The 26,240-nt window shown below is 65.7% G+C and carries 22 protein-coding genes; 10 read left to right on the top strand and 12 right to left on the bottom strand.

Features of this window, described 5'->3' with window-relative positions; all coding sequences use genetic code 11:
* Nucleotides 1-161: 161 nt before the first annotated feature.
* The gene (locus tag ACNFJ7_RS07890) at nt 162-1,067 is read right to left on the bottom strand and encodes an SDR family oxidoreductase (protein WP_019367750.1); all 906 of its coding nucleotides are present in this window, start codon (nt 1,065-1,067) and stop codon (nt 162-164) included.
* Nucleotides 1,068-1,215: 148 nt separating this feature from the next.
* Here ACNFJ7_RS07890 and ACNFJ7_RS07885 point away from each other — a divergent pair, with 148 nt between their 5' ends.
* The 5 genes from ACNFJ7_RS07885 to ACNFJ7_RS07865 all read left to right on the top strand — a co-directional run bounded on the left by ACNFJ7_RS07885 (nt 1,216) and on the right by ACNFJ7_RS07865 (nt 8,957).
* A complete protein-coding gene (locus tag ACNFJ7_RS07885; RefSeq protein ID WP_019367751.1) occupies nt 1,216-2,001 on the top strand; it encodes a helix-turn-helix transcriptional regulator in 786 nt (261 codons plus the stop codon).
* Between the two features lie 183 nt (nt 2,002-2,184).
* The gene (locus ACNFJ7_RS07880; protein ID WP_082664485.1) at nt 2,185-3,507 is read left to right on the top strand and encodes an MFS transporter; all 1,323 of its coding nucleotides are present in this window, start codon (nt 2,185-2,187) and stop codon (nt 3,505-3,507) included.
* 707 nt (nt 3,508-4,214) lie between these two features.
* Nucleotides 4,215-4,970 (top strand): LytTR family DNA-binding domain-containing protein, encoded by a 756-nt coding sequence (locus ACNFJ7_RS07875; protein ID WP_019367753.1) that lies wholly within the window; start codon nt 4,215-4,217, stop codon nt 4,968-4,970.
* 138 nt (nt 4,971-5,108) lie between these two features.
* A complete protein-coding gene (locus ACNFJ7_RS07870) occupies nt 5,109-7,274 on the top strand; it encodes a CocE/NonD family hydrolase (RefSeq protein WP_160327963.1) in 2,166 nt (721 codons plus the stop codon).
* A 525-nt stretch (nt 7,275-7,799) separates the two neighbouring features.
* On the top strand, nt 7,800-8,957 hold the full coding sequence (locus tag ACNFJ7_RS07865; RefSeq protein ID WP_037512706.1) for a CobW family GTP-binding protein: 1,158 nt from the start codon (nt 7,800-7,802) through the stop codon (nt 8,955-8,957).
* A gap of 21 nt (nt 8,958-8,978) precedes the next feature.
* On the opposite strand, the gene ACNFJ7_RS07860 is transcribed toward ACNFJ7_RS07865, so the two are convergent.
* Nucleotides 8,979-10,919, bottom strand: a complete 1,941-nt coding sequence (locus ACNFJ7_RS07860) for a M1 family metallopeptidase (RefSeq protein WP_019367755.1) — start codon at nt 10,917-10,919, stop codon at nt 8,979-8,981.
* A gap of 138 nt (nt 10,920-11,057) precedes the next feature.
* Here ACNFJ7_RS07860 and ACNFJ7_RS07855 point away from each other — a divergent pair, with 138 nt between their 5' ends.
* Together ACNFJ7_RS07855 and dmeF are read left to right on the top strand one after the other, a co-directional pair.
* Entirely contained in the window at nt 11,058-11,333 is a 276-nt protein-coding gene (locus tag ACNFJ7_RS07855; RefSeq protein ID WP_019367756.1) for a metal/formaldehyde-sensitive transcriptional repressor, read from the top strand.
* Nucleotides 11,334-11,342: 9 nt separating this feature from the next.
* The gene (gene dmeF / locus ACNFJ7_RS07850; protein ID WP_026008813.1) at nt 11,343-12,266 is read left to right on the top strand and encodes a CDF family Co(II)/Ni(II) efflux transporter DmeF; all 924 of its coding nucleotides are present in this window, start codon (nt 11,343-11,345) and stop codon (nt 12,264-12,266) included.
* On the opposite strand, the gene ACNFJ7_RS07845 is transcribed toward dmeF, so the two are convergent.
* The 7 genes from ACNFJ7_RS07845 to ACNFJ7_RS07815 all read right to left on the bottom strand — a co-directional run bounded on the left by ACNFJ7_RS07845 (nt 12,247) and on the right by ACNFJ7_RS07815 (nt 21,204).
* Nucleotides 12,247-13,713 (bottom strand): PepSY domain-containing protein, encoded by a 1,467-nt coding sequence (locus tag ACNFJ7_RS07845; RefSeq protein WP_152997883.1) that lies wholly within the window; start codon nt 13,711-13,713, stop codon nt 12,247-12,249. The genes dmeF and ACNFJ7_RS07845 overlap by 20 nt on opposite strands.
* Entirely contained in the window at nt 13,700-15,880 is a 2,181-nt protein-coding gene (locus ACNFJ7_RS07840; RefSeq protein ID WP_019367759.1) for a TonB-dependent receptor, read from the bottom strand. Before ACNFJ7_RS07840 ends, ACNFJ7_RS07845 begins: the two co-directional genes overlap by 14 nt.
* A gap of 47 nt (nt 15,881-15,927) precedes the next feature.
* Nucleotides 15,928-16,722, bottom strand: a complete 795-nt coding sequence (locus ACNFJ7_RS07835; protein ID WP_019367760.1) for a hypothetical protein — start codon at nt 16,720-16,722, stop codon at nt 15,928-15,930.
* The gene (locus tag ACNFJ7_RS07830) at nt 16,719-16,916 is read right to left on the bottom strand and encodes a DUF1289 domain-containing protein (RefSeq protein WP_019367761.1); all 198 of its coding nucleotides are present in this window, start codon (nt 16,914-16,916) and stop codon (nt 16,719-16,721) included. The genes ACNFJ7_RS07835 and ACNFJ7_RS07830 overlap by 4 nt, the downstream gene beginning before the upstream one ends.
* Complete coding sequence (locus ACNFJ7_RS07825) at nt 16,913-17,944, bottom strand: WD40 repeat domain-containing protein (RefSeq protein WP_019367762.1); 1,032 nt, start codon at nt 17,942-17,944, stop codon at nt 16,913-16,915. Before ACNFJ7_RS07825 ends, ACNFJ7_RS07830 begins: the two co-directional genes overlap by 4 nt.
* On the bottom strand, nt 17,944-18,918 hold the full coding sequence (locus tag ACNFJ7_RS07820) for a CobW family GTP-binding protein (protein WP_019367763.1): 975 nt from the start codon (nt 18,916-18,918) through the stop codon (nt 17,944-17,946). The genes ACNFJ7_RS07825 and ACNFJ7_RS07820 overlap by 1 nt, the downstream gene beginning before the upstream one ends.
* Nucleotides 18,919-19,023: 105 nt before the next feature.
* Nucleotides 19,024-21,204 (bottom strand): TonB-dependent receptor, encoded by a 2,181-nt coding sequence (locus ACNFJ7_RS07815; RefSeq protein WP_201785397.1) that lies wholly within the window; start codon nt 21,202-21,204, stop codon nt 19,024-19,026.
* Nucleotides 21,205-21,263: 59 nt separating this feature from the next.
* Here ACNFJ7_RS07815 and ACNFJ7_RS07810 point away from each other — a divergent pair, with 59 nt between their 5' ends.
* Together ACNFJ7_RS07810 and ACNFJ7_RS07805 are read left to right on the top strand one after the other, a co-directional pair.
* Entirely contained in the window at nt 21,264-21,596 is a 333-nt protein-coding gene (locus ACNFJ7_RS07810) for a hypothetical protein (protein WP_019367765.1), read from the top strand.
* Entirely contained in the window at nt 21,593-22,144 is a 552-nt protein-coding gene (locus tag ACNFJ7_RS07805; protein ID WP_019367766.1) for a helix-turn-helix domain-containing protein, read from the top strand. The genes ACNFJ7_RS07810 and ACNFJ7_RS07805 overlap by 4 nt, the downstream gene beginning before the upstream one ends.
* 53 nt (nt 22,145-22,197) lie before the next feature.
* Here ACNFJ7_RS07805 and ACNFJ7_RS07800 read toward each other — a convergent pair whose 3' ends face one another.
* From ACNFJ7_RS07800 to ACNFJ7_RS07790, 3 genes are all read right to left on the bottom strand, one after another.
* Complete coding sequence (locus ACNFJ7_RS07800; protein WP_236704512.1) at nt 22,198-24,330, bottom strand: M3 family metallopeptidase; 2,133 nt, start codon at nt 24,328-24,330, stop codon at nt 22,198-22,200.
* Nucleotides 24,331-24,393: 63 nt separating this feature from the next.
* Entirely contained in the window at nt 24,394-24,741 is a 348-nt protein-coding gene (locus tag ACNFJ7_RS07795) for a Fur family transcriptional regulator (RefSeq protein WP_152997881.1), read from the bottom strand.
* Nucleotides 24,742-24,818: 77 nt separating this feature from the next.
* Nucleotides 24,819-25,223: a MerC family mercury resistance protein gene (locus tag ACNFJ7_RS07790; protein WP_019367769.1), complete on the bottom strand. Its 405-nt coding sequence runs from the start codon at nt 25,221-25,223 to the stop codon at nt 24,819-24,821.
* 278 nt (nt 25,224-25,501) lie between these two features.
* On the opposite strand from ACNFJ7_RS07790, the gene ACNFJ7_RS07785 reads away from it, so the two are divergent.
* Nucleotides 25,502-26,209: a superoxide dismutase gene (locus ACNFJ7_RS07785; RefSeq protein WP_019367770.1), complete on the top strand. Its 708-nt coding sequence runs from the start codon at nt 25,502-25,504 to the stop codon at nt 26,207-26,209.
* Nucleotides 26,210-26,240 lie beyond the last annotated feature (31 nt).

Below are 26,240 nucleotides of genomic sequence, written 5' to 3'. Positions count from 1 at the left end.
GGAGCGATCGGGCGGGAGCTGATGGCCGCCGCCCAGGACGTCGGCTGGTCGATCGGAGATTTGGGGAAAGCCTTTCCTGGCGTCCCGATGCCACTGCCGTGACGACAAGGGGCGTGGCGTCGCCTCAGCGGAAAGCGCCACGCCCTTTATGCTGCCGTCGATCAGTTGGCGGTGGACGGTGCCGAATAGTCCATGGCTTCGAGATCGGCGATCAGCCCCGGGCAGGTCGGGGTCCAGCCGAGCTGATCCCTGGTCCATTCGCTCGATGCGGGCCTGTCCTTGCCGATGAAGATCGACAGCCATCCTAAATGGCCCGGAGCCTGCTCGGGCGAGAGCGAGACGATCGGCAGGCCCAGCCCGGTGGCGATGGCTTCGGCAATGCGTCGGAACAGAACGCCTTCCTCCGCAACGGCATGATAGCGCGCTCCTTTCTGGCCGCGATCGAGCGCGCGCGCATACAGGTCCGCCACATCCCGGACGTGCCCGGCCGACCAACGGTCGCCTCCGTCGGCGACATAGGACGCACAGCCTTTTGCCCGCGCATGGTCGATATAAGGCGAAATAAGCCCCTGCTTGACGGGATCGTGCACCTGTGGAAGCCGCACGACCCGAACATCCACCCCCGCCTGCAGCAGCGCCTCGCCCGCCTGTTCCGTGGCAACCCGCGGGATGGGGTGATCTGCGTTGAACACCGCCTCCACGGCGACATCACCGGGGCGCGCCTCCCCCATCGCAGTCGCCGAGGTGATCAAGAGCGGGCGGTCCGACCCTTGCAGCACGGAGCCGAGGGCTGCGATCACGCCGCGATCGGCTTCGCAGTTTGCCAGGTATCTTGCGAAATCATGGTCAAAGGCCGTGTGGATCACGGCATCGGCCTGCTCGGCGCCGGCACGCAGGCTATCGAGATCCCCAAGCGTGCCGCGATGGGCGTCGGCACCAAGCTCGGCGAGCATTCGCGCGCCGGCATCGGAACGGGTAAGGCCAAGCACCTGATGGCCCGCTGCCAGCAGTTCGGGAAGGATATGCGAGCCGACAAAGCCAGTCGCGCCGGTGAGAAATACACGCATCAAAGTGTCTCCACAGTTGTTCGGGGGACACCTTGTCGCTGCACCTGCTATTCTGTTAAAGTAGTTGTCTTATACTGATATAATCTTCAACAGGATAAACGGTGTGACCAGTCCTCTTGGGGCCTTTCTCCGCGACAGACGATCGCGCATGGATCCGGCCGCGTTCGGGCTTGGCGGCGGGCGACGGCGCACGCCCGGGCTGCGTCGCGAGGAAGTCGCGCAACGCGCCAACATCTCCCCGACCTGGTATAGCTGGCTGGAACAGGGCCGCGGCGGCGCGCCTTCTGCCGATGTACTCGACCGGCTTGCCAAGGGCCTCATGCTGACTGGTCCCGAGCGCGAGCACTTGTTCATCCTAGGCCTGGGACGACCGCCGGCGACGCATTATGCGCGCTCCGACGGCGTGACCCCGCGCCTACAGCGTGTGCTGGACGCGTTGCCACGCAGCCCGGCGATCATCAAGACGGCGACGTGGGACGTTGTGGCGTGGAACGCTGCGGCGGCCGCGCTTCTCACCGATTATGCCAAGCTCCCGCCCGAGGAGCGAAACGTCCTCCGGCTGATGTTCACCAACACACGCACCAGAGCAGCGCAGGACGATTGGCGCACTGTCGCCCGCTATGTCGTGAGTGCGTTTCGGGCCGACGCCGCGCGCGCGGGCGCAGGCAATGAAATCACGCGGCTCGTCGAGGAACTGTCGCGGCTGAGCCCCGAGTTCGAAGCGTTGTGGCGCGAAAACGATGTCGCGGGTCATGCGGACGGATTGAAGCGCCTGCGACACCCGGAGCACGGGTTAATCGAGCTCGAATTCTCCATGTTCGGCGTCGACGGCCGTCCTGATCTGGGGATGCTGGTCTACAATCCCGCCTCCGCGGAGTCCGCCCGGCGTATCGACGTGCTTATGACGGAGGCTAACCGATCATTGTCAGTCTAGCCGGTTCCTCCAAATTTGTTGTCTGATCGTCTGAACTTGTCGGCCCCTGCTTCCATCGACGTCGAAACTTGTCCATCGGACCCGAAGGATGCGGATGATGTGGCGCTGTCCTGTGCAACAATCGCGCGCCACGTTTAGCATCGCCTCGGCTGCTGCCGTCTTCAGATTCCGGAGTCGAGTGAAATGTCCCCATCCGCGCAGACGAGGGTGAATGCGGTGCCGGAGGCAGGGGCCGGCACCTTCACCGGAAGGCGTGCCGGCCTGTTGCTCGCTTCGCTGTTCCTGGTCAGCGTCTTCGCGCAAATCGATCGCATCCTGCCATTCATCCTGGCAGAATCGATCAAGGCCGAACTGTCGCTCTCCGACACCCAGCTGGGGCTCGTCACCGGCATTGCTTTCGCGGTCTGCTACGCGCTGCTTTCGCTGCCGCTGGCGCGCGTCGCCGACCGCGGCTCGCCGCGTCGGCTACTGGTCGCCTGTACGCTCCTGTGGAGCGCGATGACGGCGCTTGGCGGCCTCGCGACCGGCTTCCTGGTTCTGGCGATGACTCGGCTGGGCGTCGCCATAGGCGAGGCAGGAGCGGTGCCTGCGGCCCATGCTCTGATCGCACGGCGCATCAGGACGGAGCGGCGGGGAACGGCGATCGGCATCTTCGCCTTGGGCATCCCGCTGGGCGCGATGGCCGGGTTCGGGATCGGGGGAGCCGTGAACGACGCGTTCGGCTGGAGGGTTGCCATGCTCGGCGCCGGCGCGCTGGGCGGCCTGGTGGGACTGATCCCGCTGGTCGCGGTGGGGTCCACGCCCGTTCGCGGCGCGGGATCGGCCCGCGCACCGGCGTATCTGTCAGCGAGCATGCGCCTGCTCGCGTGTCCGGCCTTTCGGTGGCTGTTCGCCGGCGCTGTAATGACGGGTCTCGCTGCGGCGCCATTCTACGCTTTCGCTGCGCCGTATCTGATCCGCACCCATGGCTTCTCCGCCACTGAAGCAGGGATGGCGTTCGGGTTGCTGCAGGGCCTGACGGGTATCGTGGGCACCCTGCTCGGGGGGCGTAGCTTCGACCGGGCAGCAAGGGCGGGAACGGGATATCTGCGCTTGCCCGCCGCACTGTTCCTGCTCGCCAGCGCGACCATGCTGGGGGCGCTGATGGTCCCCACCGGGTGGGTCGCCGTGACGCTGATGGCACCGGCAATGTTCGCGTTCGCCTTTGTAGTGCCCAATGCGTTCGGCAGCGCACACCTCGTCGCGAGAAGCGGGAATGAGGCAATGGCTTCCAGCCTCGTCCTGATGGGTACCAGTTTGATCGGGCCGGCGTTCGGCCCGCTGATTGTTGGCATTGTCAGCGACTGGGCGACGCGGGCTGGCCTTCCCAACGGCCTCGGCATCGGCCTCTTGATCGTTCCGATGGCGAATGTGGGCGCTGCGCTCACATGTCTCCAGGCGGACAGGCGCATTTCGCGACGTGCTCCATTGCCGGCCCAAAGGCCGCCGGATGCCGGCTCCCAATAAATCTTGTCGTGTATCGTCCATCTTAGGGTTGCGACCCATAAACGGGATTCCCTGCGGCGTGAGAAATGTAATTCATCCACCCCGTTGATGTGAGGGTGATTTCTTTCTGAACCATGAGCAGTGTTCCGTACAAGACGCTATAGTATCGGCACAAACGCTGACCGAAGAACGGTTGTGGCAGCCGGGGTTCGAAACCTACAGGCAACTGAAATGAGGGCCCATCTCCGGTCGTACTCCGATCGCTAGTCCGAGAAGCGAGAAAGCGCCGGAAGTCGGCTTTTGGCGAGACCTGCCATTCGAAAATTGCGTTGAAACGACCGCAAAGTCCCACGATCCGGCATTCGCTTGCGGCGACAGTCGACCACCTCCAGTCGTTCGATAACCCGGTCGGAACGTCCGCTCGTAACAGTATCTGCCATTCCCGTTTTGCCATCGGCCATCGGCCATCGGCCGATCATTCGGGCAACGATGAAACAGCGCCCAAATGGAATACTGCCCGCGAGGAGCTGCCGTTGCAGATCTGATCCAGGTCGGGCAAAATCCCGGAGCACGCAACCGATTATGAAGCGCAATCTGGAACGAAATGAATGGGACTCGCTTTCGCCACGTCTCGCGTCCGATGGAGGGCCGGGCGCAATCCCGACAGTCGCCAGCCCCGCCCCGAAGCCACAAGCGAGCAAGGTTGGACCGACGTTCGGCGTTTCGGCTTGGCTGCGGGGATCGTCTTCGTTGCCTATTCCGCCACGCTTTGCGTTGCGAACACGCTTTCGCTGCCGGATGCGATGATCGCGGGCGCGGCGAATACCGTTCCGACCGTCCTGTTCGGCACAGCCGCATGTTGGATCCTCGTCGCGAGCATCGCCCGCAAGGGACCAGCTTTTCAGGTCGCGGCGCATCTGATCCTTTGCACCTGCTTCGCGTTTTTGTCCTATTGGCTGCTGTTGGTACTGCTCGGGCTGGCCGGCGGCGTCTCGGCCACGCAATTCGAGGTCCGGCCGTTCGTCAGCCGAGCCATGGCTTGGCAGACGCTCCTGAATGTGGCCGTCTATGGCATGATCGCTTTATGGGCTCATAATCGGCCCAGCCGGGAGGACGAGACTCCCGTTGCCGTGGCCGGTCGGGACGAGGCGCGCGAGACGCTGTCCCGCTATTTCATCCGCAGCGGCGACGATGCGGTCCCGGTCGAAATCGAATCAATCGTCTCGATCTCCGGAGCCGACGACTATGCCGAAATCAAGACAGCGGGTGGCCAGCATCTGGCGCGCATGACGCTGGCGAGATTCGAAGAACTGCTCGATCCTGCGCGCTTCGTCCGCGTGCATCGCTCGCGAATTGTGAATCTCGATCATGTCGCGCGCATCGAACCGGCGGGAAGCGGGCGTCTCCTCATCCATATGGACGATGGCGACACGATCAGTGCCAGCCGCGCCGGATCGGTTCTGCTGCGCGAACGCATCCTCTGACCGCAAGCAATCGGCCGCTCGCCGGCTATCGCGGCGATTGGCCGAATTTATCTCAGCCCGCTCACGCCGAAGCTAGATGTGCCGCCAAGGCAATCCGATGCGAGGTAGGTAGTGGCGATTTCGAGGATGGCGATGATCATGGCGGCCGTTGTCGGCAGTCTCTCGATCAGCGCAACGCGGGCTGCGGCGCAGTCTATCCCCTATGGTTTGACCGCGAGCAACGGCCAGTCGCTCGACGACACCGCGCTCGCCGGTCTGGCAGCGCGCATTCTCACCCATAGGCCAGCGAAGCCATACCTGCCTGCCGAGCGCGCCGCGCTGCTGCTCGCCGCCCGCGACGATACCGCCGCACGACGCGCCTACCAGGCGAAGGGCTGCCATCCCGGCGCCGATCCCGCGAGCAGCCGTAGCTGCTTTCTGGGCGCTTGGGCCGGGAGCGGGCGGCGCAGCGATGCCCTGCATCATCAGCTGAACGAGATATTGTCACCGCTGAAGCCAGTTGCGAGGGAACGCATCTTCGCATGGCTGCGCGGGCGCAGTGCGGATCGGCTCAGACTTGATCGCTTGCTGGCGCGGTACGCAGGTGCGAAAACAATCGGCGCCGACGATGCGGTGCAGATCGTCATGGCCGCACTCGTCGGGGTCGCATCCCGGGCTGGGGGAGACGCCATCGACGCTCTCGTCGCACAGCAGCGCGAGCGCCTCTACCGGATCGATCAGACGATTGTGATCCACACGCCCCAAGGCGCGACGCTATCGGCGACACTGGTTCGTCCGCGCGCTGCTTCGCAGCCGTTGCCGACGACGATGTGGTTCACGATCTACTCCGATCCCGAACGCAATTTGGAGATTGCCGCAGAGGCGGCCGCGCACGGCTATGCCGGACTGGTCGTCAATGCGCGCGGCAAGCTCGGCAGCAAGGACGTCGTCCGCCCGTTCGAAGTCGAAGTCGACGACACCGCCGCCGCGATCGACTGGGCGAGCACCCAGCCCTGGAGCGACGGCCGGGTGGGCATGTATGGCGGCAGCTATTCGGGGTTCGCGGCCTGGGCGGCGACGAAACATCTTCCCAAAGCGCTGAAGACGATCGTCCCGTATGTCGCTGCCGTGCCGGGGCAGGGCCTGCCGATGGAGAACAACGTCTTCCTGAACGCCAATTACGGCTGGATCTTCTACGTCACGAACAATCGGACGCTTGATCGCGTGACCTATAAAGACCCAGATCGATGGTCGTCGCTGAACGAGAAATGGTATCAGAGCGGACGGCCCTATCGCGATATCGACCAGATCGACGGGACCCCGAACCCTTGGCTTCAACGCTGGCTCAAGCACCCGTCCTATGACGCCTATTGGCAGGCGATGGTCCCCTATGGCGAAGATTTCCGGCACATTGACATCCCGGCCCTCACAATCACCGGCTATTATGACGACGGCCAGATTTCTGCGCTGCATTATTTAAAGGAACATTATCGGTACCGGCCGGATGCCGAACATTATCTCGTCGTCGGCCCCTATGACCATTTTGGGACCCAGCAATCGTTCAAACCCGAGGATTTGCGCGGCTATCCAATCGATCCGGTCGCGCAATTCGATACGAGTGCGCTGACCTTTGCCTGGTTCGACCACATTTTCCGCGGGCGGCCGCGCCCGCCAATTCTGGCGAACCGGATCAACTTCGAGGTCATGGGTGCCAATGTCTGGCGCCACACCGCGTCGCTCAGCGCGATGGCCGACACTTCCCAGCGCTTCTTTCTGACCGACTCCCGGTCGGAAGGCCGCTATCGACTGTCAGAAAAACGCCCGGACACGGTGGGTGTGATCTCGCAAAAGGTCGATTTCGCGGATCGCACGACGAGCAGTGCTGGCTATTATCCATTCCCGGTTTTAGATCCGCGACCGGACGTCTCAGCCGGTCTCGTCTTCCAGACCAGTCCGCTAACCCACGCTATTGAGGTGAACGGCGGACTCTCGGGAGAATTCCACATCCGCACGAACAGGCGCGACTTCGATTTCATGGCTGCGCTGTATGAAGTTCGCGCCGACGGCAGCAGCTTCGCCCTGTCTTATTACGTCGGGCGCTCGAGCTTTGCTCGCGACATTTCATCCCGGCAATTACTGACTCCTGGCGCGGTGAATATCATCCCGTTCGACCGAACGCGCATCGTCAGTCGCCGCGTGGCGGCAGGCAGCCGTCTGCGTTTGGTTGTCGACGTACTCAAGAATAATTTCCATGAGATCAACTACGCACGGGGGTCGATGTTGCTGCCGAATCGATCTCCGACGCCGCTACGCCGCTGGAAATAGAGTGGCTGACGGACAGCTTCGTCCGGGTGCCGATCACCAACCTCCCCTAAGCAGGGATGCCCCGCGGCGCCTGCCGACCAGGTTCAGTCGTTCGTCGCCGTTTGTTGAACGGCAGCTTCCGCTGAAACCTGCCGCTGGGCTACGGGCATTTGTCCGTCGGCCGCGCGCTGACTTTCTACCGCTTCGGAGCATTGATGCGCTTCCCAAAAGCGGTTGTTGTCGACCGGTGCCTGACTGGTGCCGTCCCTGGGCGGGATGTGGTTGTGAACGGACCTAGACAAGCCGGGTGTGATCAGCGGCTTTAAGAAGTGGCACATCCATCAAGCGCTCGCAATGCGCCTCTCCGTCGCACAACCTGATTGAGGTAGAAAATGCGTCCGCACCGGCAACGCGGCTTGCGCGTGGTGGCTCGCACGAATAGAAATGATACAACATATCATTCCTATTGGAAGCGCCGATGTTCCTTGCGTCACGACGTGGCACGCCCCTCTCCGCGATCATGCTCCCCAGCGAATGGGCGCCGCAATGAGTCCGCTGATTGGGGGAGAGCAGGCGCTGATCCCGGTCAGCGTGCTCACGGGCTTTCTGGGCAGCGGCAAGACCACGCTGCTCAACCATCTGGTGCGGATGCCGGAGCTGCGCCGCGCCTTGGTGATCATCAACGAGTTCGGCGCGGTCGGGCTCGACCATGATCTGATCGCGCGTTCGAACGAGGACATGGTGGTGGAGATGATGGGCGGCTGCCTGTGCTGCACCATCCGCGGCGATCTGCGCGCCACGTTGCGCGACGCCCCCTGGCGCTTCGCGCGGGAGGGCAGCTGCTGGTTCGACCGCGTCGTGATCGAAACCACCGGGCTGGCTGACCCGGCGCCGATCCTGCACACGCTGATGACCGATCCGCAACTGCGGACGCTGTATCGGCTGGACGGCGTGATCACCACGGTAGACGCGGCCAACGGCATGGCGACGCTGGATACCCAGGAGGAGGCGGTGCGCCAGGCGGCGGTGGCGGACCGCATCGTGCTGACCAAGACCGATCTGCTTTCCACCGACGCCCAGCACGAGATTGCGGCGCGGCTGCGCACGATCAATCCGGCGGCGCCGATCCTGCCGGTGCTCCAGGGCGTGATCGAGCCGGATCGGCTGTTCGATGCCGGCTTGTACAATCCCGAAACCAAGAGCAACGACGTACGCCGCTGGCTGAACGCCGAGGCCTATGCGGACGGCCATGGCCATGGCCATGGCGCGCATCACCACCACGATCACGACCACCATCACCACGACGTCGATCGTCACGACGACCATATCCGCGCGACCTGCCTCACCTTCGGCGCGCCGCTGCGGGCCGAGGCGTTCGAGCGCTGGATCGATATCCTCACCAGCCTGAAGGGCGCAGATATCCTGCGCGTGAAGGGGATCGTGCATCTGCTCGATCATCCGAAGCCGGTGGTGGTGCATGGCGTGCAGCACCTGTTCCACCGGCCCGTGGAGCTGGACGAGTGGCCGTCGGGCGACCGGCGGACGCGGCTGGTGTTCATCACCCGCGACATTACCGCCGATCAGCTGCGCGGGACGTTGTCGCTGATGACGATCGGCCTTGAGCGCTTCGGCCTGCAGGGGCTGGTGGAGAGCATCCCGGCGCCGGGCGTGCCGGGTGGGGCGGTGGGCGGCGGCTGGGCCTGACGCCAGCCGCCGCCCGGCCTGCTATCGTGCCGTGTTGTTGCTCCGGTCGCGGTCGGGCAGCTTGTGGTCGGGATCGATCTCCGCGCGCACGACGCGTTGTGGGCCGGGCACATAGATGTCGGTGCTGGCCGTGCGGATCCAGGTCTCGACCGGTAGCGCGATGTCGCGCTTCGATCCGTCGGCGAAGGTGACGCGCAGCGTCGCCGGCATCACCATCGGATCGCGATTCTCGACCGTCACCAGCGAGCCTGCACCGTTCCGTGCGGGACCGATCCGGGTGACCGCCTGGTCGAGCGTCCAGTTGTGGACATACCAGCCGCGCCACCACCAGCTGAGATCCTCGCCGCTGGCATCTTCCATCGCGCGGAAGAAGTCGGCGGGCTTGGGATGCTTGAATGCCCAGGCGGCGATGAACTTGCGGAAGGCCGGATCGAACCGATCGGGGCCAAGGATCTGTTCGCGCAGCAGAACGAGGCCCAGCGCCGATTTGAAATAGGTTACGGCGTGCCGGTACTTTTCCGTCACCGTATCGGCGCGCGACAGGATCGGCGGCGCGTTGGGATCGGCGAGGACCGGCAGGATCTCGTCGACCGGGTTGCCGCCGCCTTCGGCATATTCGCTGTCGCGCTTGGGGCCATATTCGCCGTGGTTGAACGCGTCGGATTCGTACACGTCGATGAAGGTGTTGAAGCCTTCGTCCATCCAGGCATCGCGGCGCTCGTCGAAGCCGACGATCATCGGGAACCAGCTATGGCCGATCTCGTGCGCGGTGATCCAGAACAGCTCCTTGCCGATATCCTCGATCCCGTCGAACACGATGCCGGGATACTCCATCCCCGTCGCGATACCGGCGACATTGACCGCGTTGGGCCAGGGATAGGGATACCAGCGGCGCGAGAATTCCTCGACCGCATGCTTGAGATATTCGGTCGAGCGGCCCCATCTGTCGCGGCCCTGACTTTCCGCCGGATAGACCGACATCGCGAGCCCGGTCTTACCGCCGGGCAGGTTCATCCGCGCGGCATCCCAGGCGAAGGCCGATGACGCGGCGAAGGCGACGTCGCGGCTGTTCTCCATGCGGAAATGCCAGGTGAGCGTGCCGCCCTGCTGGGGTCGCGAGCCGGGGGTGCCGATTTCGCCAGGGGCGATCACCTCCACGGTAGCATCGCTGGTCCGCGCCTCCGCCAGCCGCGCCCGCTGGGCGGCGGTCAGCACCTCCTGCGGATTCTGCAGCTCGCCCGATCCGGCAACGATCATGCCGGCGGGCAGCGTCACCCAATAGTCGAAGTCACCATAGTCGAGATAGAATTCCTGGGCGAGATAGGGGAGCGGATCCCAGCCGCGCAGATCGTCATACACCGCCATGCGCGGATACCATTGGGCGATGTTGTAGACCTCGCCGTCGCGGGCCTTGCCCCAGGCCATGCGTCCGCCCCATTCGCCGGGAATGGTGAAGTGATAGCGGATGCGCAGGGAAAGCTTGCCGTGCGATGGCAATGCCGCCGGCAAGGGCACCTGCATGCGCGTGTCCGAAATCACCGGCGTCACCGCGATCGTCTTGCCGCCGGACAGCAGCTCGACCGCCTCGATCACCATGCCGTCGGTGGTGCCGCCGGGCGCATGCCCGCTCGCCATGCCGCCGCGCGATCCGGGCCGGTAGAGATTCTGGTCGAGCTGGAGCCAGAGAGTGTCGAGCCGGTCGGGGCTGTTGTTGGTATAGGCGATCGTCGCGGTGCCGCTGATTCGCTTTGCGCCGGGATCGAGCGTCGCCCGGATCTGATAGTCCGCCCGGTTCTGCCAATAGCCAGGCCCCGGCATGCCGTTCGCGCTGCGGATCGTGTTGGCAGTGGTGGGAAGGGTGAGCGGCGCAAAGGTGACAGCCGGGTCGTAGCGCGTCTGGGCACCGGCCGGCGCGGCGCCGGGGGCAAGCAGGGCGACGGCCCCGGCGATAGGGAAGGCCAAGCGTTTCAGGGGACAGCTCCGTTTGTCTCGAGGGTTAGCATAGGAAGATCCGCCGGACCGTCTACCGGTTGGTGCCGCAGGGCATAGGTTCGTACCACACTTGCCAGGCATAAGCACATAGGGGTAGGGGGTATCCCTATGAGTCATGTGAGCGATAGTAAACCCGAGCTGATTGCGCGCGTGCGCCGCATCGCCGGCCAGGTTGCGGCGGTGGAGCGGGAACTCGCCGCAGACGCTTCGTGCACGAAGGTGCTGCACCTTGTCGCTGCGGTGCGAGGCGCGGTGAACGGACTGGTCGACGAGATCATCGCAGGCCATCTTGAAGCGCATGTTGCGCGCGCCGGCCTGACCGATGAAGCGCGCGCGCAGGGTGCTGACGAACTGTTGGCGGTGATCCGCCGCTATTCCAAATAGGATCTTTCGATGCCCCAGGCTTCCAACGCTATGGCGCTGACCCACGCGCACAATTTCCTCGGCGCGGCGCATGAGGCGAATGCGCGCCGCACGCTGTGGGTGGTCGCCCTCACCGCCGTGATGATGGTGGGCGAGATCGCGGCAGGCTATATTACCGGCTCGATGGCGCTGCTCGCCGACGGGTTTCATATGGCGACCCATGCCGGCGCGCTGGCGATCGCGGCGGCGGCCTATGCCTATGCAAGGCAACATGCCGCCAGCCGGCGATTCAGCTTCGGGACGGGCAAGGTTGGCGACCTCGCCGGTTTCGCCTCGGCGCTGGTTCTGGGCTTGGTCGCGGCCGCGATCGGCGCCGAATCGGTCTGGCGATTGTTCGAACCCACCGACGTCGATTTCGGCGCCGCCACCTGGATTGCAGCGCTCGGCCTCGTGGTGAACCTCGTCAGCGCGATTCTGCTGAGCGGAGGGCATCACCATCACCACCATGATCACGGGGCGCACCATGGCCATGGGGCGCACGGGCACCACCACGACAATAATCTGCGTTCGGCTTATATGCATGTCATGGCTGACGCGCTGACCTCCGTCCTCGCGATCGCGGCCCTGCTGGCGGGGCGCTATCTTGGCTGGTTGTGGATGGATGCGGCGATGGGGATCGTCGGTGCGGTGGTGATTGCGCGGTGGTCGTGGAGCCTGATGCGCGATACGGCTGCGGTCCTGCTGGACGCCACAGACGATTCTGTTGCGCAGGAAGTGCGCGCTTTGGTGGAAACTGCCGGCGATGCACGGATCACCGATCTCCACGTCTGGCGGGTGGGGCCGGAGGCGCGCGCCGCGATCGTGAGCGTCACCGGGGTTCGCGATGGCGAACTGATCCGAGAGCGTCTCAACGCCGTTCACGAACTTGCGCATCTCACGATCGAGACGCGGTAATCCCGCCCGCGCGGCGCAGTCGCTGCCAGCCGAGCACCACGCCGGTGATGCTGAACAGGAAGCCCGCCGTCAGGGGCAGCAGCAAGAGTGTACGGCGCAGCACCGGGCGCGTCGTCAGGCCGGGCACATTGCCGGTGTGCAGCGCGTAATAGACCCAGGCATAGGCGGCCCGGCTGCTATCCATCACCGTCAGCAGCCGGCCGGTATCGCCGTCCACAACCAGATCGGGCCGGCCCCGCGCATCCAGCCGAACCCGCCAGGCCGAAGCGGGCCAGCCTTCGGCCAGCGCATCGGTTGCGCTGGGCTCGATCGGGTCGATGCGCCCATGCGCTGCGCCCGGCCAACCGGCGAGCGCCGCGCACTGTACCAGCCCGCGCATTGCTGCCTCGTCGATGATGTGCCCTGCGCCGTCGACGCGATCGGCGCGGCCATCCCCAGAATAGCGGGTCAGCACTGGCGTGCAGGCAAGCGGCGTGAACCCGATCTCCCGGAGATTTGCTCCGGCCAATATCGTGGGATTCACACGCTGCAGGGCATCCGCCAGCGAACAGCCCGCATAATGCCGCGCCTGCGCGTCTGTCGCCGTGCCGCGCGAAAACAGACGGCCATGGTCCATCGACAGCCACCCGCTGAAGATCCAGCCCAGTACGAACACCGCGCTGCCCAGCCCAAGCAGGTGGTGCCAGCGCAGCCAGCGCCGCCGATAGAAACTGATACGCGGCGGGCGTAGGCGCCGCGCCGCCAGCATCCGCACCACGCCCAGGATCGTGCCCGCGATCGCCACCAGCATGCAGACCAGCGACAGCCACCAGACGCTGGAATCCCAGGCGCGCCAGTCCTTCCGCAGCGGCGTCATATAGACCCAGTGGAGCACCGCTCCCGGCCAGTTCCACGCCCTAGCGCTCCAGGTCGTGCGCTGGAGCAGTTCACCCGAACGCGCGGACAAATAGAGTTGGGTCCCCTCCGCATCGTTCGCATCGAGGCGGTAGAAGGGGCGGGCCGAATCGAATCGGTTGTGGACCACCCATTGGTCATAGTCGAACGGCCCGGCCACGGTCGCGGCGGGACCGAACACGCGCCGGGCTTCGGCCAGCGCCTGTGCGGGCGTCAGCGGCGGGAGCGGCGCGCCCGTCTGCGAATCGATGGCGTGCAGGGCTTCGCCCCCGCCGACCAGATAGGCCGGACGTCCTGCCCGCTGGACCAGCCGCAGCGTCTCCGCGCCGGGCACTGCCGCCGCGGCGCGGCCCGGTGCGACCGTCACGTCGGCACCCCGCACCGGCGCTTGCAACGTCATCTGCGCGGCATGGGGCAGCGACGGGAAAGGCTGGAACAGCATCACCGCGCCGCTGGCAAACCAGGCAGCGAAGATCAGGCAGGTGGCCACGCCCAGCCAGCGGTGGAACCAGACCAGCGCGCCCAGCACCCGGCGCGCCTTAGAAGCGGGCAAGCAGGCTCACCTCGGCACGCCGCGGCTCACCCAGCATCACCTGCGCCGGATAATAGATGTCGGCCCATTGCACGAATGTCTTGTTCCACACATTGTTGACCCGCCCGGTCAGCGAAAGCCGCGGGTTCACCGCCCAGGTGGCGTAGACGACGCCGGTCGCATAGGGGCGCAGCACCAGCGTGTCGGCGGTGTTGCCATAGCGCTGGTCGACATATTTCACGCCCCCGCCCGCCTCCAGCGGCAGGCCCGCGATCTGCTGGACGCTGGTCCAGACATTGGCCGTCCAGTCCGGCACGTTCGGCGGCCGGTTGCCCGAGGCCGCCACGCCGTAGTTCGGATCGGTGAAGCTGCCATAGGCGGCATCGACATAGGTGCCGCTGGCGGTGACGGCCCAATGCGGTGTCAACCGCGCCTCGCCCGACAGTTCGATCCCGCGCGATCGCTGGCTGCCGATATTGCTGACCGTATCGATCGCCACCTGGGTCAGGATATTGCGCCGTTCGATGTCATAGACCGCCGCTGTCAGCGACGCCCGCCCGTTCAGCAGCGCCGCCTTCACCCCGGCTTCGACTTGCCGCGAGTTCGATAGCGCGAAATTCTGGCCGGCATTGACCAGGAAGATGTTGGAGCCGACCGGATCCTGCCCGGTGCTGAACGACGCATAGGTGGTGATCGCGGGCGTCACATCATAGACGAGGCCGGCGCGCCAGTTGAACGGCTTGTACACGCGGCGGAAGCTGGAGCCGGCGTTGAAGCTGCCATCCAGATTATAGTTTTCGCGCGTCAGGTACAGCCGCTCGGCCCGCAGGCCGGTGACCAGCTTGAGTTTGGCGGTGAGATCGAGCGCATCCTCGGCGAACAGCGCGATCTGGTCCCACCGTGTCGGGCTCACCCGCCGATCGAGCGCGCCGAAACTGCCCCGCGCCGGCCGCAGCAGATCGACGCTGTCGCCATCCGGGAAGCCCCGGCTGCGCACGAAATCGAGATGGTTATAGTCGAAGCCGACCACCAGCGTGTTCGCCATCCCGGCGAGGCTGTGGCGGAACGTCGCGCTGCCCTGGTCGCCGACGAGATCCTGGTTGTGAAACACGAAGAACCGGTCGCGATCGACCCGGCCGGTGGCGGCATTATAGGCATAGCTTTCCGCGTTGATCCAGGCGCGGTCGGCGTGGAAATAATAGGCGGTGTTGGACAGTGTCACCGCGTCCGAAGGCGACCAGGTGACCGCCAGGCGCGGCCAGACCTGCCAGCTGTTCGCGCGGCTATCCCCGACATTGTAATTGACGAAGCGGGTGCGGCGATCGACCACGGCGCCGTTCGCCGATGTGAGAATGCCCGGAATCGGGCCCGTTGCCGCGGCGGCAGGCAATAGCGGCGTGCCGTAATAGGTGGGCAGCCGATCGCGCAGATAATCGACGCTGAGTTCGACCGACAGGTCGCTGCTGGGCCGATAGAGCAATGCACCCGTCGCGTTGAACGAGTGCGGCCCGGTATCGTCGACATAGCCGTTCGAGCGGTGATAGCTCACATCCACGCGGCCCGCGAGCGTATCGCTCAGCACCCGGTTGCCGCCCGCGCCCAGGCTGACCGTGTCGAATTCGCCATAGGAAGCGAGCGCCTGGCCGCTATTGCCCTTAAAATCGGGGTGCTTGCTGACGATATTGACCGCGCCGCCCACTGCGCCCTGGCCATAGAGCACCGACGCCGGCCCCTTCAGCACATCGATGCTGGCGAGGTTGAAGGTGTTGCCCGGCCGGTTGATCATGTTGGCGGGGCCGAGATACAGGCCGTTGTGCAGAATCGTGATCTGCTCGCCGGTAAAGCCGCGCATCGAGAACAGCGTGGGGTTGCCGGGCGACCCGCCGGAGATGATGCCAGGCAGGCTGTCCGTCGCCTCTTCCACCGTGCGAAAGCCGCGCGTCAGCATTTCGTCGGCGGTGATCCGGTCGAGTGTCGCGGGCGTGTCGCGAATGGAGAGATCAAGCCGGCTGCCGGTCGGCGTCACCGTGTCGAGCTGGCGCAGGCGCCACCCGGTGACGGTGATCTCCTGGTCTACGGATGCCGCTTGCCCGGCGGACTGGCCGCTTTGTGCGGCCGCGGGCGCGGCAAAGGCCGCCGCGAACGCAAGAAGAGAGATGCGCGGCAGGAGTCGCAGCTTCGATGTCATGTTGGTGTCCCCCCTCACGAATATCGTGAAAAGCAGTGCGCGTAGGATCAGACGCTGGTTCCGGCATGCGCGCGCCAGCGGCTGGCGACGAGCAACAGGACGATCGCCGCCGCCGATCCGATGCCGATTGCCGTGAAGGCGCCATCGGACAGCGCGACGTCCAGACCAGACAGTTCGGCAAGCGCATAGCCGGCGGTGCCGAAGCTGAGCGCCACGACCAGCCAGCCGACCGCGCGGCGATAGCGGCGCACGGTCGCCGTCGGCCGATCGGTGGCACGCAGCAGGCGCCCGACGATCTGGCTGTCCAGCGTGTCCGCCAGCATCATCCCGATGGTGAACGCGGCGATGATCGCCAGCGCGGCGCTCGTCCCGCCCTTGGCGGTTGCGGCGGCGCCCCAGGCGGCGGCTTGCGTCGCGGTATCGAACACCAGGCCGAAGATCGCACCGATCGCCACCACCGCAAGCGGATGGGTGCTGTTGCGCAGCCGCCGCGGCACCAGCCCGCTTCGCCAACCGACCGGCGTATAGTCCGCCCGGACCAGCAGCGCGTGGAGGTTGAGCGACCCGACGATCAGCAGCAGCCCGATCACCGCCGCGTCGACCAGCGGGCCGCTCCAGGCGGGCAGCGCAAAGGCGTCCGCCGCCAGCGATACCCCGATGGCGACCACCGCCACCGACAGGCTGTGCCCCAGCGCGAACAAGGTGCCCACCCACAGCGCCAGGCGCGGCCGAGGCTGCACGGTGCGGAACACGATGTTGTCGATCACCGCGACATGATCGGGATCGAGCCCATGGCGCAGCCCCAGCACGAACATCAGCCACAGCGCGGAAATCTCGATCATGCTTCTTCCTCGAACACGCGGATGCCGCGGGCGTCGAGCTTGGCGAGCCGCGCTGGCAGTGTCTTGTTGATCGCCAGTAGCCGGGGCCGCGGCGCCTTTTTCCATTCCCGGCACTCCGCCAGCGTCCGCGCGCAGGCGACGCACCAGCCGGTGCGGCCGTCGAACCGGCACACGCTGATGCAGGGGCTTTTCACGCGCGCGCGTCCATGTTCAAAATGCCGACGCGCCCGTCCTCGCATCCCCAGCCCAGCCGGGTGCCCGCATCGTTCCACGCCAGCGTGGCGACCGGGGCGCCGGCGGTGTCGAGCAGCAGCGTGTTCTCATCCGCAAGCCGTGCGAGGGCGACAATGCCATCGTCATAGCCGACCGCCAGCACCTCGTCCTTCGGATGGAATGCAACCTGCGTGACCAGCGCGCCCTTGCGCTCGGCGCGGAGCAGCGGCGCCTTGCCCATCGGCCCGTCCTTGCCGTCGAACGGCCAAAGGATCGCAGCCGCATCGCCGCTGGTGGCGAGCCATTTGCCCTTGCGATCCCAGGAGAAGCTGCGGGTCTTGGCGGTATAGCCGCTCATCCGCATGTCGCGCAGATCGGCCAGCCGCCAGCCGTGCAGCCCGGTTTCCTGCAGCGCAGTGAGCAGAAAGCGGCCCTCTGGGTGCAGCGTGCATGCGAGATGCGACCCCGTCCAGGCGAGCGCCACGCGGCCGCTGTCCGGGTTGGTGCCGTAGAGCAGCGTCGCGCCATTGTAATGGGCGACGGCCAGCCGCTTGCCCTTCGCATCCAGCGCCAGCCCGCCGATCGTCGAGGCGACAGCGTAGCGATGCGACGGCGCGTCGGCCCCTCTGGTCCAGGCGATCGCCTCCTTGCCGACACCCGCGACGAGAAGACCGGACGCCGCACTCGCCGCCAGATGCTCCACCCATTTGCGCGGGAAATGGCCGAGCTGGGTCACCGCCCCATCCGGCGAAACCCGGCACACACGTCCGTCGTCGCCGCCGGTGACGATCGCCGTGCCGTCGGGATGCCGGCATGCCGACAGGATCGCGCCGCCATGCACCGGAACCGGCTGCGACTCTTCCCCGTCGGGGATCCAGCAAAGCCGGCCATCGCCCAGCGTCACCGCAGCATTGGTGCCCAGCCACAAGAGCGCGGTAGGCGCCGCCTCCAGTTCTACATGGCGGCCATGGCGCTGGATGAGCGGACTGTCCGCAGCCGTCGTCGCCATCAGGCGGCACGCACCGCGCAAGCCTCGAACCCCTGTTGCAGCGTGGCGGGATCCAGGTTGCGGCCGATGAACACCATGCGGCTGGTGCGTGGCTCCTCCGGCTTCCAGTCGCGCTGGTGATCGCCGTCGAGCAGCATGTGCACGCCCTGCACGACATAGCGCTGTTCTTCGTCCGGAAAGGCCAGCACACCCTTCAGGCGCAGAATATCCTGCCCCTGGTTCGTAGTCAGCATGCGCAGCCACGGCATGAACAATTCCGGCCGGATCGCCGCTTCCGAGCGCAGCGAGACGGACGTGATCGCATCGTCATGCTCGTGATCGTCTTCGGAGAGGAAGTTGGGCTCGATCTCCAGGATACGGTCGAGATCGAACGCGCCGCGCTCCAGCACTTCCTCCAGCGGGACGACGCAGTTCTGGGTTTCGTGCAGCCTCGCCTGCGCATTGATCGCGCGGATACGCTGGCGCACCCGCTCCAGTTCCTGCGCATCGACCAGGTCGATCTTGTTGAGCAGGATCACATCGGCAAAGGCAATCTGCTCCTCCGCCTCATGGCTGTCCTCAAGCCGCTGGAGAATGTGGCGGGCATCCACCACCGTGACGATCGCGTCGAGGCTGGCGCGGGCGCGCACGTCGTCGTCGACGAAGAAGGTCTGGGCAACCGGCGCGGGATCGGCAAGGCCGGTCGTCTCGATCACGATGGCGTCGAACGTTCCCTTGCGCTTCATCAGCCCTTCGATGATGCGGATGAGATCGCCGCGCACGGTGCAGCAGATGCAGCCATTGTTCATTTCGAACACTTCCTCATCGGCATCGACGATCAGGTCGTTGTCGATGCCGATCTCGCCGAACTCGTTGACGATCACGGCGTAGCGGCGGCCGTGATTCTCGCTGAGAATGCGATTGAGCAGCGTGGTCTTGCCCGCGCCGAGATAGCCGGTGAGCACGGTGACGGGGATGGTAGGTTCGGCAGCCATGGCGAGTCTCGCGTGATGATGTATCATATCCTAATCGACGATCATGCTGCGGGAATCAACCACTTCGTGTCGAAGAACTGGGCTGCTGCGTGGATATGCCGCCGGTCAGAGCTTCCACTGCACCTCGATACCGCCTTGCCGCCCGCGGCCGATGGGCGCGTACCAATTGCCATCATTGCCGAATGCGAGGTTGCGGAACGCAAGACCGGTCGCGCGCCGCACATCCGTCAAATTCTCGACAAATCCCCGGATCGACCAGCGCGGCCCCGCATAGCCCAGTTGCAGACCGACCATCTGTGTCGCCGGCTGCACCGCGTCGCCCTTGCTTTCCAGCGATTGCTTCCCCGTCAGGGCAAGCTCGGCGCGCGCGAACAGACCGCCGGGCAACTGGTATCGCGCCGCCAGATAGCCGTCATAGGCCGGGATCAGCTTGACGCGCCGGCCGCGTACATTGGTCGTCGCATCGACCTGAAGGTTGCGGTAGCGGGCGTCGGCATAACCGAGATTGGCCGTCAGCGTGAGGCCGCCCAGCGGCTCCGCCGCTGCTTCGACTTCAAAACCCTTGCTGTCGATCGATGCGGACGAACCGATATAGTCGGCGGATAGAATGCGGCCCGAAGCATCCGTCGCCACCTGGATTTCCTGCCAGTTGTTCGACCGGATGTAGAACGCCGCTGCGCCCAGCCGGAGGCGCCCATCCGGCGAGTGCCATTTTGCCCCGCCTTCCTGGCTCCACAGTGTCTCCGATTGGTAGCGCAGCACGCTGTCGGGCAAATTGCCCTGCGCTGCCGTCAGGTTGAAGCCGCCGGGGATATAGCCCTTTGAGGCACTGGCATAGACGGTGAGCTGCGGCGACGCGGTATAGCGGGCGGTGAAGCGCGGCAGCACTGCCTCGAAACTGCCGGCCAACGACGCATCGCGATAGGTGAACAGGGTACCGTTGCCGAGATCGATCGAGCCCGCATTCTGCTGGGCGGTGCGCCGGGCATGATCGTAGCGCAGGCCCGCGCCGAGGCTCAGCTTCGGTGCGAAGTGCGGCGCCCATTCGGCCGATCCGAACACCCCCCAGTCGCGCGCCTGCGCATATTGGTGCGGCGATGGCTGATAGGAATCGAGCGTGCCTGGCCCCACGAACGTCGTCTGGAAGCGGTCGTCATTCTGCCGATACTGGGTGGCGCCGAGAATATAGGTGAACGGCTTGTCGGACGGCGAGGTGAAGCGCAGTTCGGCGTTCCAGAAATCGCGGTCCTTGAAATCCTGTCCGGCGGCGGTGGGCAGCGCGGTGAAGTCGAAATCGAGCCCCTTCGCGTCACTCTTGTAGCGACGATAGGACAGCGCGGCATCGATCCGCCCATAGCCGAGCTGATAGCTGGCGCTCGCACCCGCCACGCGCTCGCGCTTGTCTGTCCGCTTCGGCGCATCCTGGATATAGCCGAACCGGGCCGCAGACTTCCCTTCGTTGAAGGCGGCACCATAGGTCTTGTTGTAGAGCGCCAGATCCAGCGGCACATATTCCTGATCGAACACACCGGGCGCGCGCGTGTTCAGGATATAGCCGGTCATATTGACGGTAAGCCGGTCCGAGGGTTCCCAGCGCAGGCGACCCTGCACGAAATCCTCCTCAATGCGGCCGCCGGGCTGGCCCGGCTGCTGGTTGCGCAGGAAGCTGTCGCCGCGCTGGACCTTGAACGCCACCGATCCCGTCAGCGTACCGCCCGCCAAGGGCCCGCCGACAAAGCCGTCGGCGATGCCGTTCCAGCCATTGCCGAAGCGCATCCCCGTCATGCGCAGTTCCGCCGTCGTGCGATCGGTGGGCGCGCGCGTGTTGATGACGATCAGGCCCGATTCGCTATTGGCGCCATAGAGCGTCGCCTGTGGCCCGCGCAGCACTTCGATCGATTCGACCTGGTTCAGCACCGCGTTCGAAAGCTCGCGGAACGGAATGCCGTCGATATAGACGGCGGCGCGATTGACGATGAACGGGTTCGATTCGATGCCGCGGATCGAAATGAACGTGCTGCCGAGCTGGCCGCTCTCGTTGAACTGCACGTTCGGCACGACGGCATCCAGCTGGCGAATGTCGCGGATGCGGGCTTCGTCCAGTGTCTCGCGCGTCAACACCGTCACAGAAGCGGGCGTGTCCTGAAGCCGCGTGTCGCGGCGCGTGCCGGTGACCACGATTTCATTCTGGCCGGGCGTCTGCCCAGGATCGTTTGCCGATTGCGCTTGAACGACGGCAGGCATGGCACAGCCCGCGAGGATGCAGGCGAGACGAAAGGACGGCATGATGGATAAACGCTCCCCGGAATCTTTTCCGGGCTGCGTAATAGTGTATCATCGCAGACATGCCGCTCCATTCCGAGACCGACCGCTCCAATCGGGGAAATAGCAGCTTGGCCGACAGCGATCGGGCAAGGATCGCCGGTGGTGCCCAGGATTCGGGCACGGTGCTGTCCTCGCCCGATGGCAGTGCGACGATCCTGCGTCGGCGCTATCCAGCGTTCGAGGGGCCGATCGCCAACGGCCCGCACCTGCGCATCGGCCTGTCCGTCAGCGGCAGCGCGCGGCTGGTACAGCATGTCGGTGGCGGGCGGCTGGAGGCAGCTGGCGGCGCGGTGCGATCGTCGTCACGCCGCCGGGCGGCACCGGGGAGGCCAGCAGTTCCCCCGTCGACATGATCGGGCTGGCGCTACTGCCTTCGCATTGGAATGCCGCCGCCGACATGGATTGGGACGCGGTGTCGCACCGCTTCCACGCCGATCCGCTGCTCGCCTCGGTCCTCACCGCGCTCTGCTACGAAGCCGAGGCGCATGGCGCATCGACCGCCTTTTTCGAACATGGCGTGTCGCTGATCGTGAAGCGGCTGGCGGATTCGGTGCCGCCGGCGGCGGACGTCCGATCACCCCGCCCCTTATCTGCCCAGCGGCTTGCGCGCGTTCGCGCCTATGTCGATGCGCATTTGGGCGACGACCTTTCCGTGACACAGATGGCCGCGATTGCGGGGATGGATCCCAGCGGCTTCACCCGTGCGCTTCGCGCACGCACCGGCCTTGCGCCCTATCGCTGGCTGACGATGCTGCGAATGGAGCGGGCGGCAGTGCTTCTTGCCGCCGGCGCCAGCGTCATGGGGGCGGCAAACGCGGTTGGCTATGCCAATGCCGGCAAGTTCGCGGCCGCGTTTCGTCGGATTACGGGAATGCCGCCCTCCGACTGGCGACCGCGATAGCCCGGGCAGCTGTGCAACCCCGCCCCGCGCACGCCAGATCGCCTTTGTTCGCGTTACTCCCCGCCCAGACCCCTATTGCGCAGCAGTGCCTCCGGCGTCGGCATCCGCCCGCGAAATGCGGTGTAGCTCTCCGCCGGATCGCGGGTGTTGCCGCGTTCCAGCACCTCGCGGCGCAGCTTCGCCGCCAGTGCCGGATCATAGATGTTGCCCGCTTCCTTGAACGCCTGGAACCCGTCGGCGTCCATAACCTCGGCCCAGGTATAGGCGTAATAGCCGGCCGAATAGCCGCCGTCGAAGATGTGGCTGAAATGGGCAAGGCGGTGGCGCATTCCCACTTCCTCGGGCACGCCGAGCGCTTTCAGCTCCGCTGCTTCCCAGGCGCGCGCATCGAAATTGGCGGGCAGGCTGGTCAGCGCATGCAGCCGCATGTCGAGGATTGCGGAGGACAGCTGCTGCACCGTCAGATAGCCCTGATTGAAGGTCCGCGACGTGAGCAGTGCCTGCAACATCGCTTCCGGCATCGGTTCGCCGGCTGCGTTGCGGGCATATTTGCGCAGCGTCTCCGGCTCGGTCACCCAATGCTCATAGACCTGGCTCGGGAATTCGACGAAGTCGCGCGATACCGCCGTGCCGGACAGGCTGGGGTAGCGCACCTTGCTGAGCAAGCCGTGCAGGCCATGGCCGAATTCGTGGAACAGCGTCCGCGCCTCGTCGACCGAGATCTGCGCCGGCTGGCCGGGTGCGGGCGGAACGATATTCTGGTTGTTCACGACGATCGGCAGTTCGCCGAACAGGGTGTTCTGGTCGCGCAGGCTGTTCATCCACGCGCCCGGCCGCTTGGTTGGCCGCGCGAACCAGTCGGCGTAGAACAGGCCGATCGTGCGCCCGTCCGCCTCGCGCAATTCCCACACCCGCACGCCCTTGGCATAGACGGGCACGTCCTTCCGTTCGTGCGCGGTGATGCCATAAAGTTTGTTGGTGGTATCGAACAGCGCCGCGACCATGTTGTCGAGCAGCAGATACTGCTTCACCGCCCCCTCATCGAGTGCGAAGCGTTGCTTGCGTACCTGCTCGGCATAATAGCGCCAGTCCCAGGGCTCGACCTTGGTGATGCCGTCCTTGGCGGCATATGCGGCGATGTCGCGCAGCTCTTCCTTGGCCCTGACAAGCGCCGGGCGATAGACGCGCATCAGCAGCTCGGTCGCGGCGGCCGGGGTCTTGGCCATCTGATCCTGCAGGACGAACGCGGCATGGCTTTCCGCGCCGAGCAGCTTGGCGCGCTCGATGCGGAGCGCGACCATCCGGGCGATGATCGCATTGGTATCGTTGGCGTTACCATTGTCGCCGCGCATCACGAACGCACGCCAGATCTTTTCGCGCGCGGCGCGGTTGGGCGCGGCGGTAAGGAACGGCTCGGCGGCAGAGCGCGTCGCCGGGAACAGGAAGCTGCCGGCGTGCCCGGCGGCTTCGGCCGCCATCGCGGCGGCGCTGCGCTGATCTTCAGGCAGGCCGGCGACCTCGGCGGCGCTGAGCAACACGCTGCCGGCCTTCTGATCGGCGAGCAGCTTCTGGCCGAAATCGACGCCCAGCGTCGCCAGTTCCTCGTTGATCGCGGCGACGCGGGTCCGCTGCGCCGGGTTCAGCGCGGCACCCGCACGGACAAACCGGCTGTGCGTCTCCTGCAGCAACCGCGCCTGCTCAGGGGAAAGCTGCAAGGTCGCGCGTGCCTTCCACAGCGTATCGACGCGGCCGAACAGCTTCGGATCCAGCAGCGTCTCATTGCTCAGCCGCGTCAGTTTGGGCGTGATCCGTTCCTCGACACCCTGGATCGCGTCGGTGGCATCGGCGGAAGCGACATTGAAGAAGGTGCTCGCAATGCGCCCCAGCGGCCGTCCCGCGCCTTCCATCGCCTCGATCGTGTTGGCGAAGCTGGGCGCGGCGGGATTGTCGGCGATCCGCCGATAGTCTGTCCGTGCCTCGGCGAGCGCGGCGTCGAATGCCGGCTCATATTGTTCAGGGCGGATTCGGTCATAGGGCGGAACCCCGTCCGGCGTGGTCCAGCGCGCGAGCAAGGGGTTGGCGGTCTGGTCTGGGGCCGCGCGAGGCGTTTGCGCTGCGGCGGCGTCGGGAAGCGGGGATGCCAGCATGGTGACCAGCACGGTACAGGCAAGCAGGGGTGTTCGCACGGTGTATTTCCTATTCAACGTCTTGGGCGCGGCCGCCGGTGCCAGGACTTGCGGCAAGCGTGGCTATTGCAATGTGGTGGCGCATTCGGCGCAGCGGCCATGGCTCTCGATGATGAGCCGGGCAGGCCTGAAACCCAGCCGCTGCGCTTGGGCGGCCAGTTGCGCGGGGAGTTCGGGGCAGGGCAGCAGTTGGATCGCATGGCAGCCATCGCAGATCAGGCACATGTCGAACGGCGCGCGCCAGAGCATATAAGCGGCCAGCGTTTCGACGCGGAACACCCGCCCCTGCGCCATCAGCCGCGCCAATACGCGGTAGACCTGGGTGGGCGCGATCGGATGCCCCTCGGCGGTGCAGCGGTGGACGATGTCATAGGCGCTGATCGGCCGGTTGGCGCCTGTAAGCAACGCCACCACGCGCGCCTCGGCAACGCCGGGGGCCCTGCGGGGCGCCGCAGCGCCACTCGCTGCATGTGCCGGGGCGCGCATCGTCACCGCTTCACCGCATGGGGGCCGTCGCCATGCCGAAGCGCGCGCCAGTTGAGCGCATGGCCAAGCGCCAGCGCCAGGGCGCCGGGCACGGTCAGCGCGGTTTCCATCGCTTCGGTCGGGGCGGCGAGTGCGCCGAATGCCAGCAGCGCAATCCCCGGAACCACGATCATCACCGGCCTGCTCTGGCGATGGCGGCGATAGCCGGCAGCCAGCGCGATCGTGCTGGCCGGTATCGCAAGCGCAAGCGCCCACAAGTGGAATTGCTCCGGCACCGCCAGATAGGCCGCCAGCACGGGAAGCAGGAGGATCAGCATCGGCAGCACGAGGCAGTGCACCAGGCAGAGCAGCGAGAGTCCGAGCGCGAGCGCGTCGTACAGATATTGTCGTCGCACTGCCTGCGTCATGCCTTACTCCATCCAACGCTGGACACCGAGGTGCCTGCGTGGCAATGATATAACATCACCATCGCGTCAAGTGGCCTTCCCACCTATTGGCGTCCGACCAAGGAAGAAAGCACGTTGTTCCAGCTACATCGCTGTCGGGATGCAGCCCGGCCACCCCGGTCTTCCCTCTTCGCGCGGAACGATCTTTCTTTGAGCGCGCGGTCGACGCCAAATCCGCGTGCCACCCGTTTCGGTCGTGTGCCGACCCGTCCCACCCCAGCCATAACCAGGAGGAACCCATGAAGCGCATTGTCCTATCGCTTGCGTTTGCGAGCCTTGCCGCCGCCCCGTCGCTCGCTCTCGCACAGGCGACGCCCGCGCCCGCCGCCTTCACGCTGCCGGCGCTGCCCTATGCCGCCGACGCGCTGGAACCGGCGATCGATGCGCAGACGATGACGATCCACCACGACAAGCACCACCAGGCCTATGTCGATGCGCTGAACAAGGCAGTTGCCGCCGATGCTGCGCTGGCTGGCCAGTCGCTAGAGCAACTGGTCGCCAGGGCGGGCACGCTGCCGGCGGTCGTGCGCAACAATGCCGGCGGGCATTGGAACCACAGCTTCTTCTGGAAGACGATGGCGTCGCCCGCGCAGGCTGGCGCGCCCTCGCCGGCGCTGGCGACCGCGATTGCCGGCAGCTTTGGCTCGCTCGACACGTTCAAGGCCGCGTTCAAGGAGGCAGGTACCAAGCGCTTCGGCTCGGGCTGGGTCTGGCTGATCGTGGGCGCGGACGGCAAGCTGGCCATTACCTCCACCCCCAACCAGGACAATCCGTTGATGGACGTGGCCGAAGCCAAGGGCACGCCGATCCTCGGCAACGACGTGTGGGAGCATGCCTATTATCTGAAGTACCAGAACCGCCGCGGCGATTATCTCGACGGCTGGTGGCAGGTGGTGAACTGGGCCGAAGTCTCCCGCCGCTACGCGCAAGCAACGGCAAAGCGCTAAGACGATGGCATAGCCGATCCAGACCGCCGCC

Origin of the sequence: Sphingomonas sp. HT-1 (genome assembly GCF_048568905.1) — a bacterium.
Lineage (GTDB): Bacteria > Pseudomonadota > Alphaproteobacteria > Sphingomonadales > Sphingomonadaceae > Sphingomonas.
The sequence above is the reverse complement of the archived record's forward strand: the minus strand, read 5'-3'. Positions and strand labels throughout refer to the sequence as shown.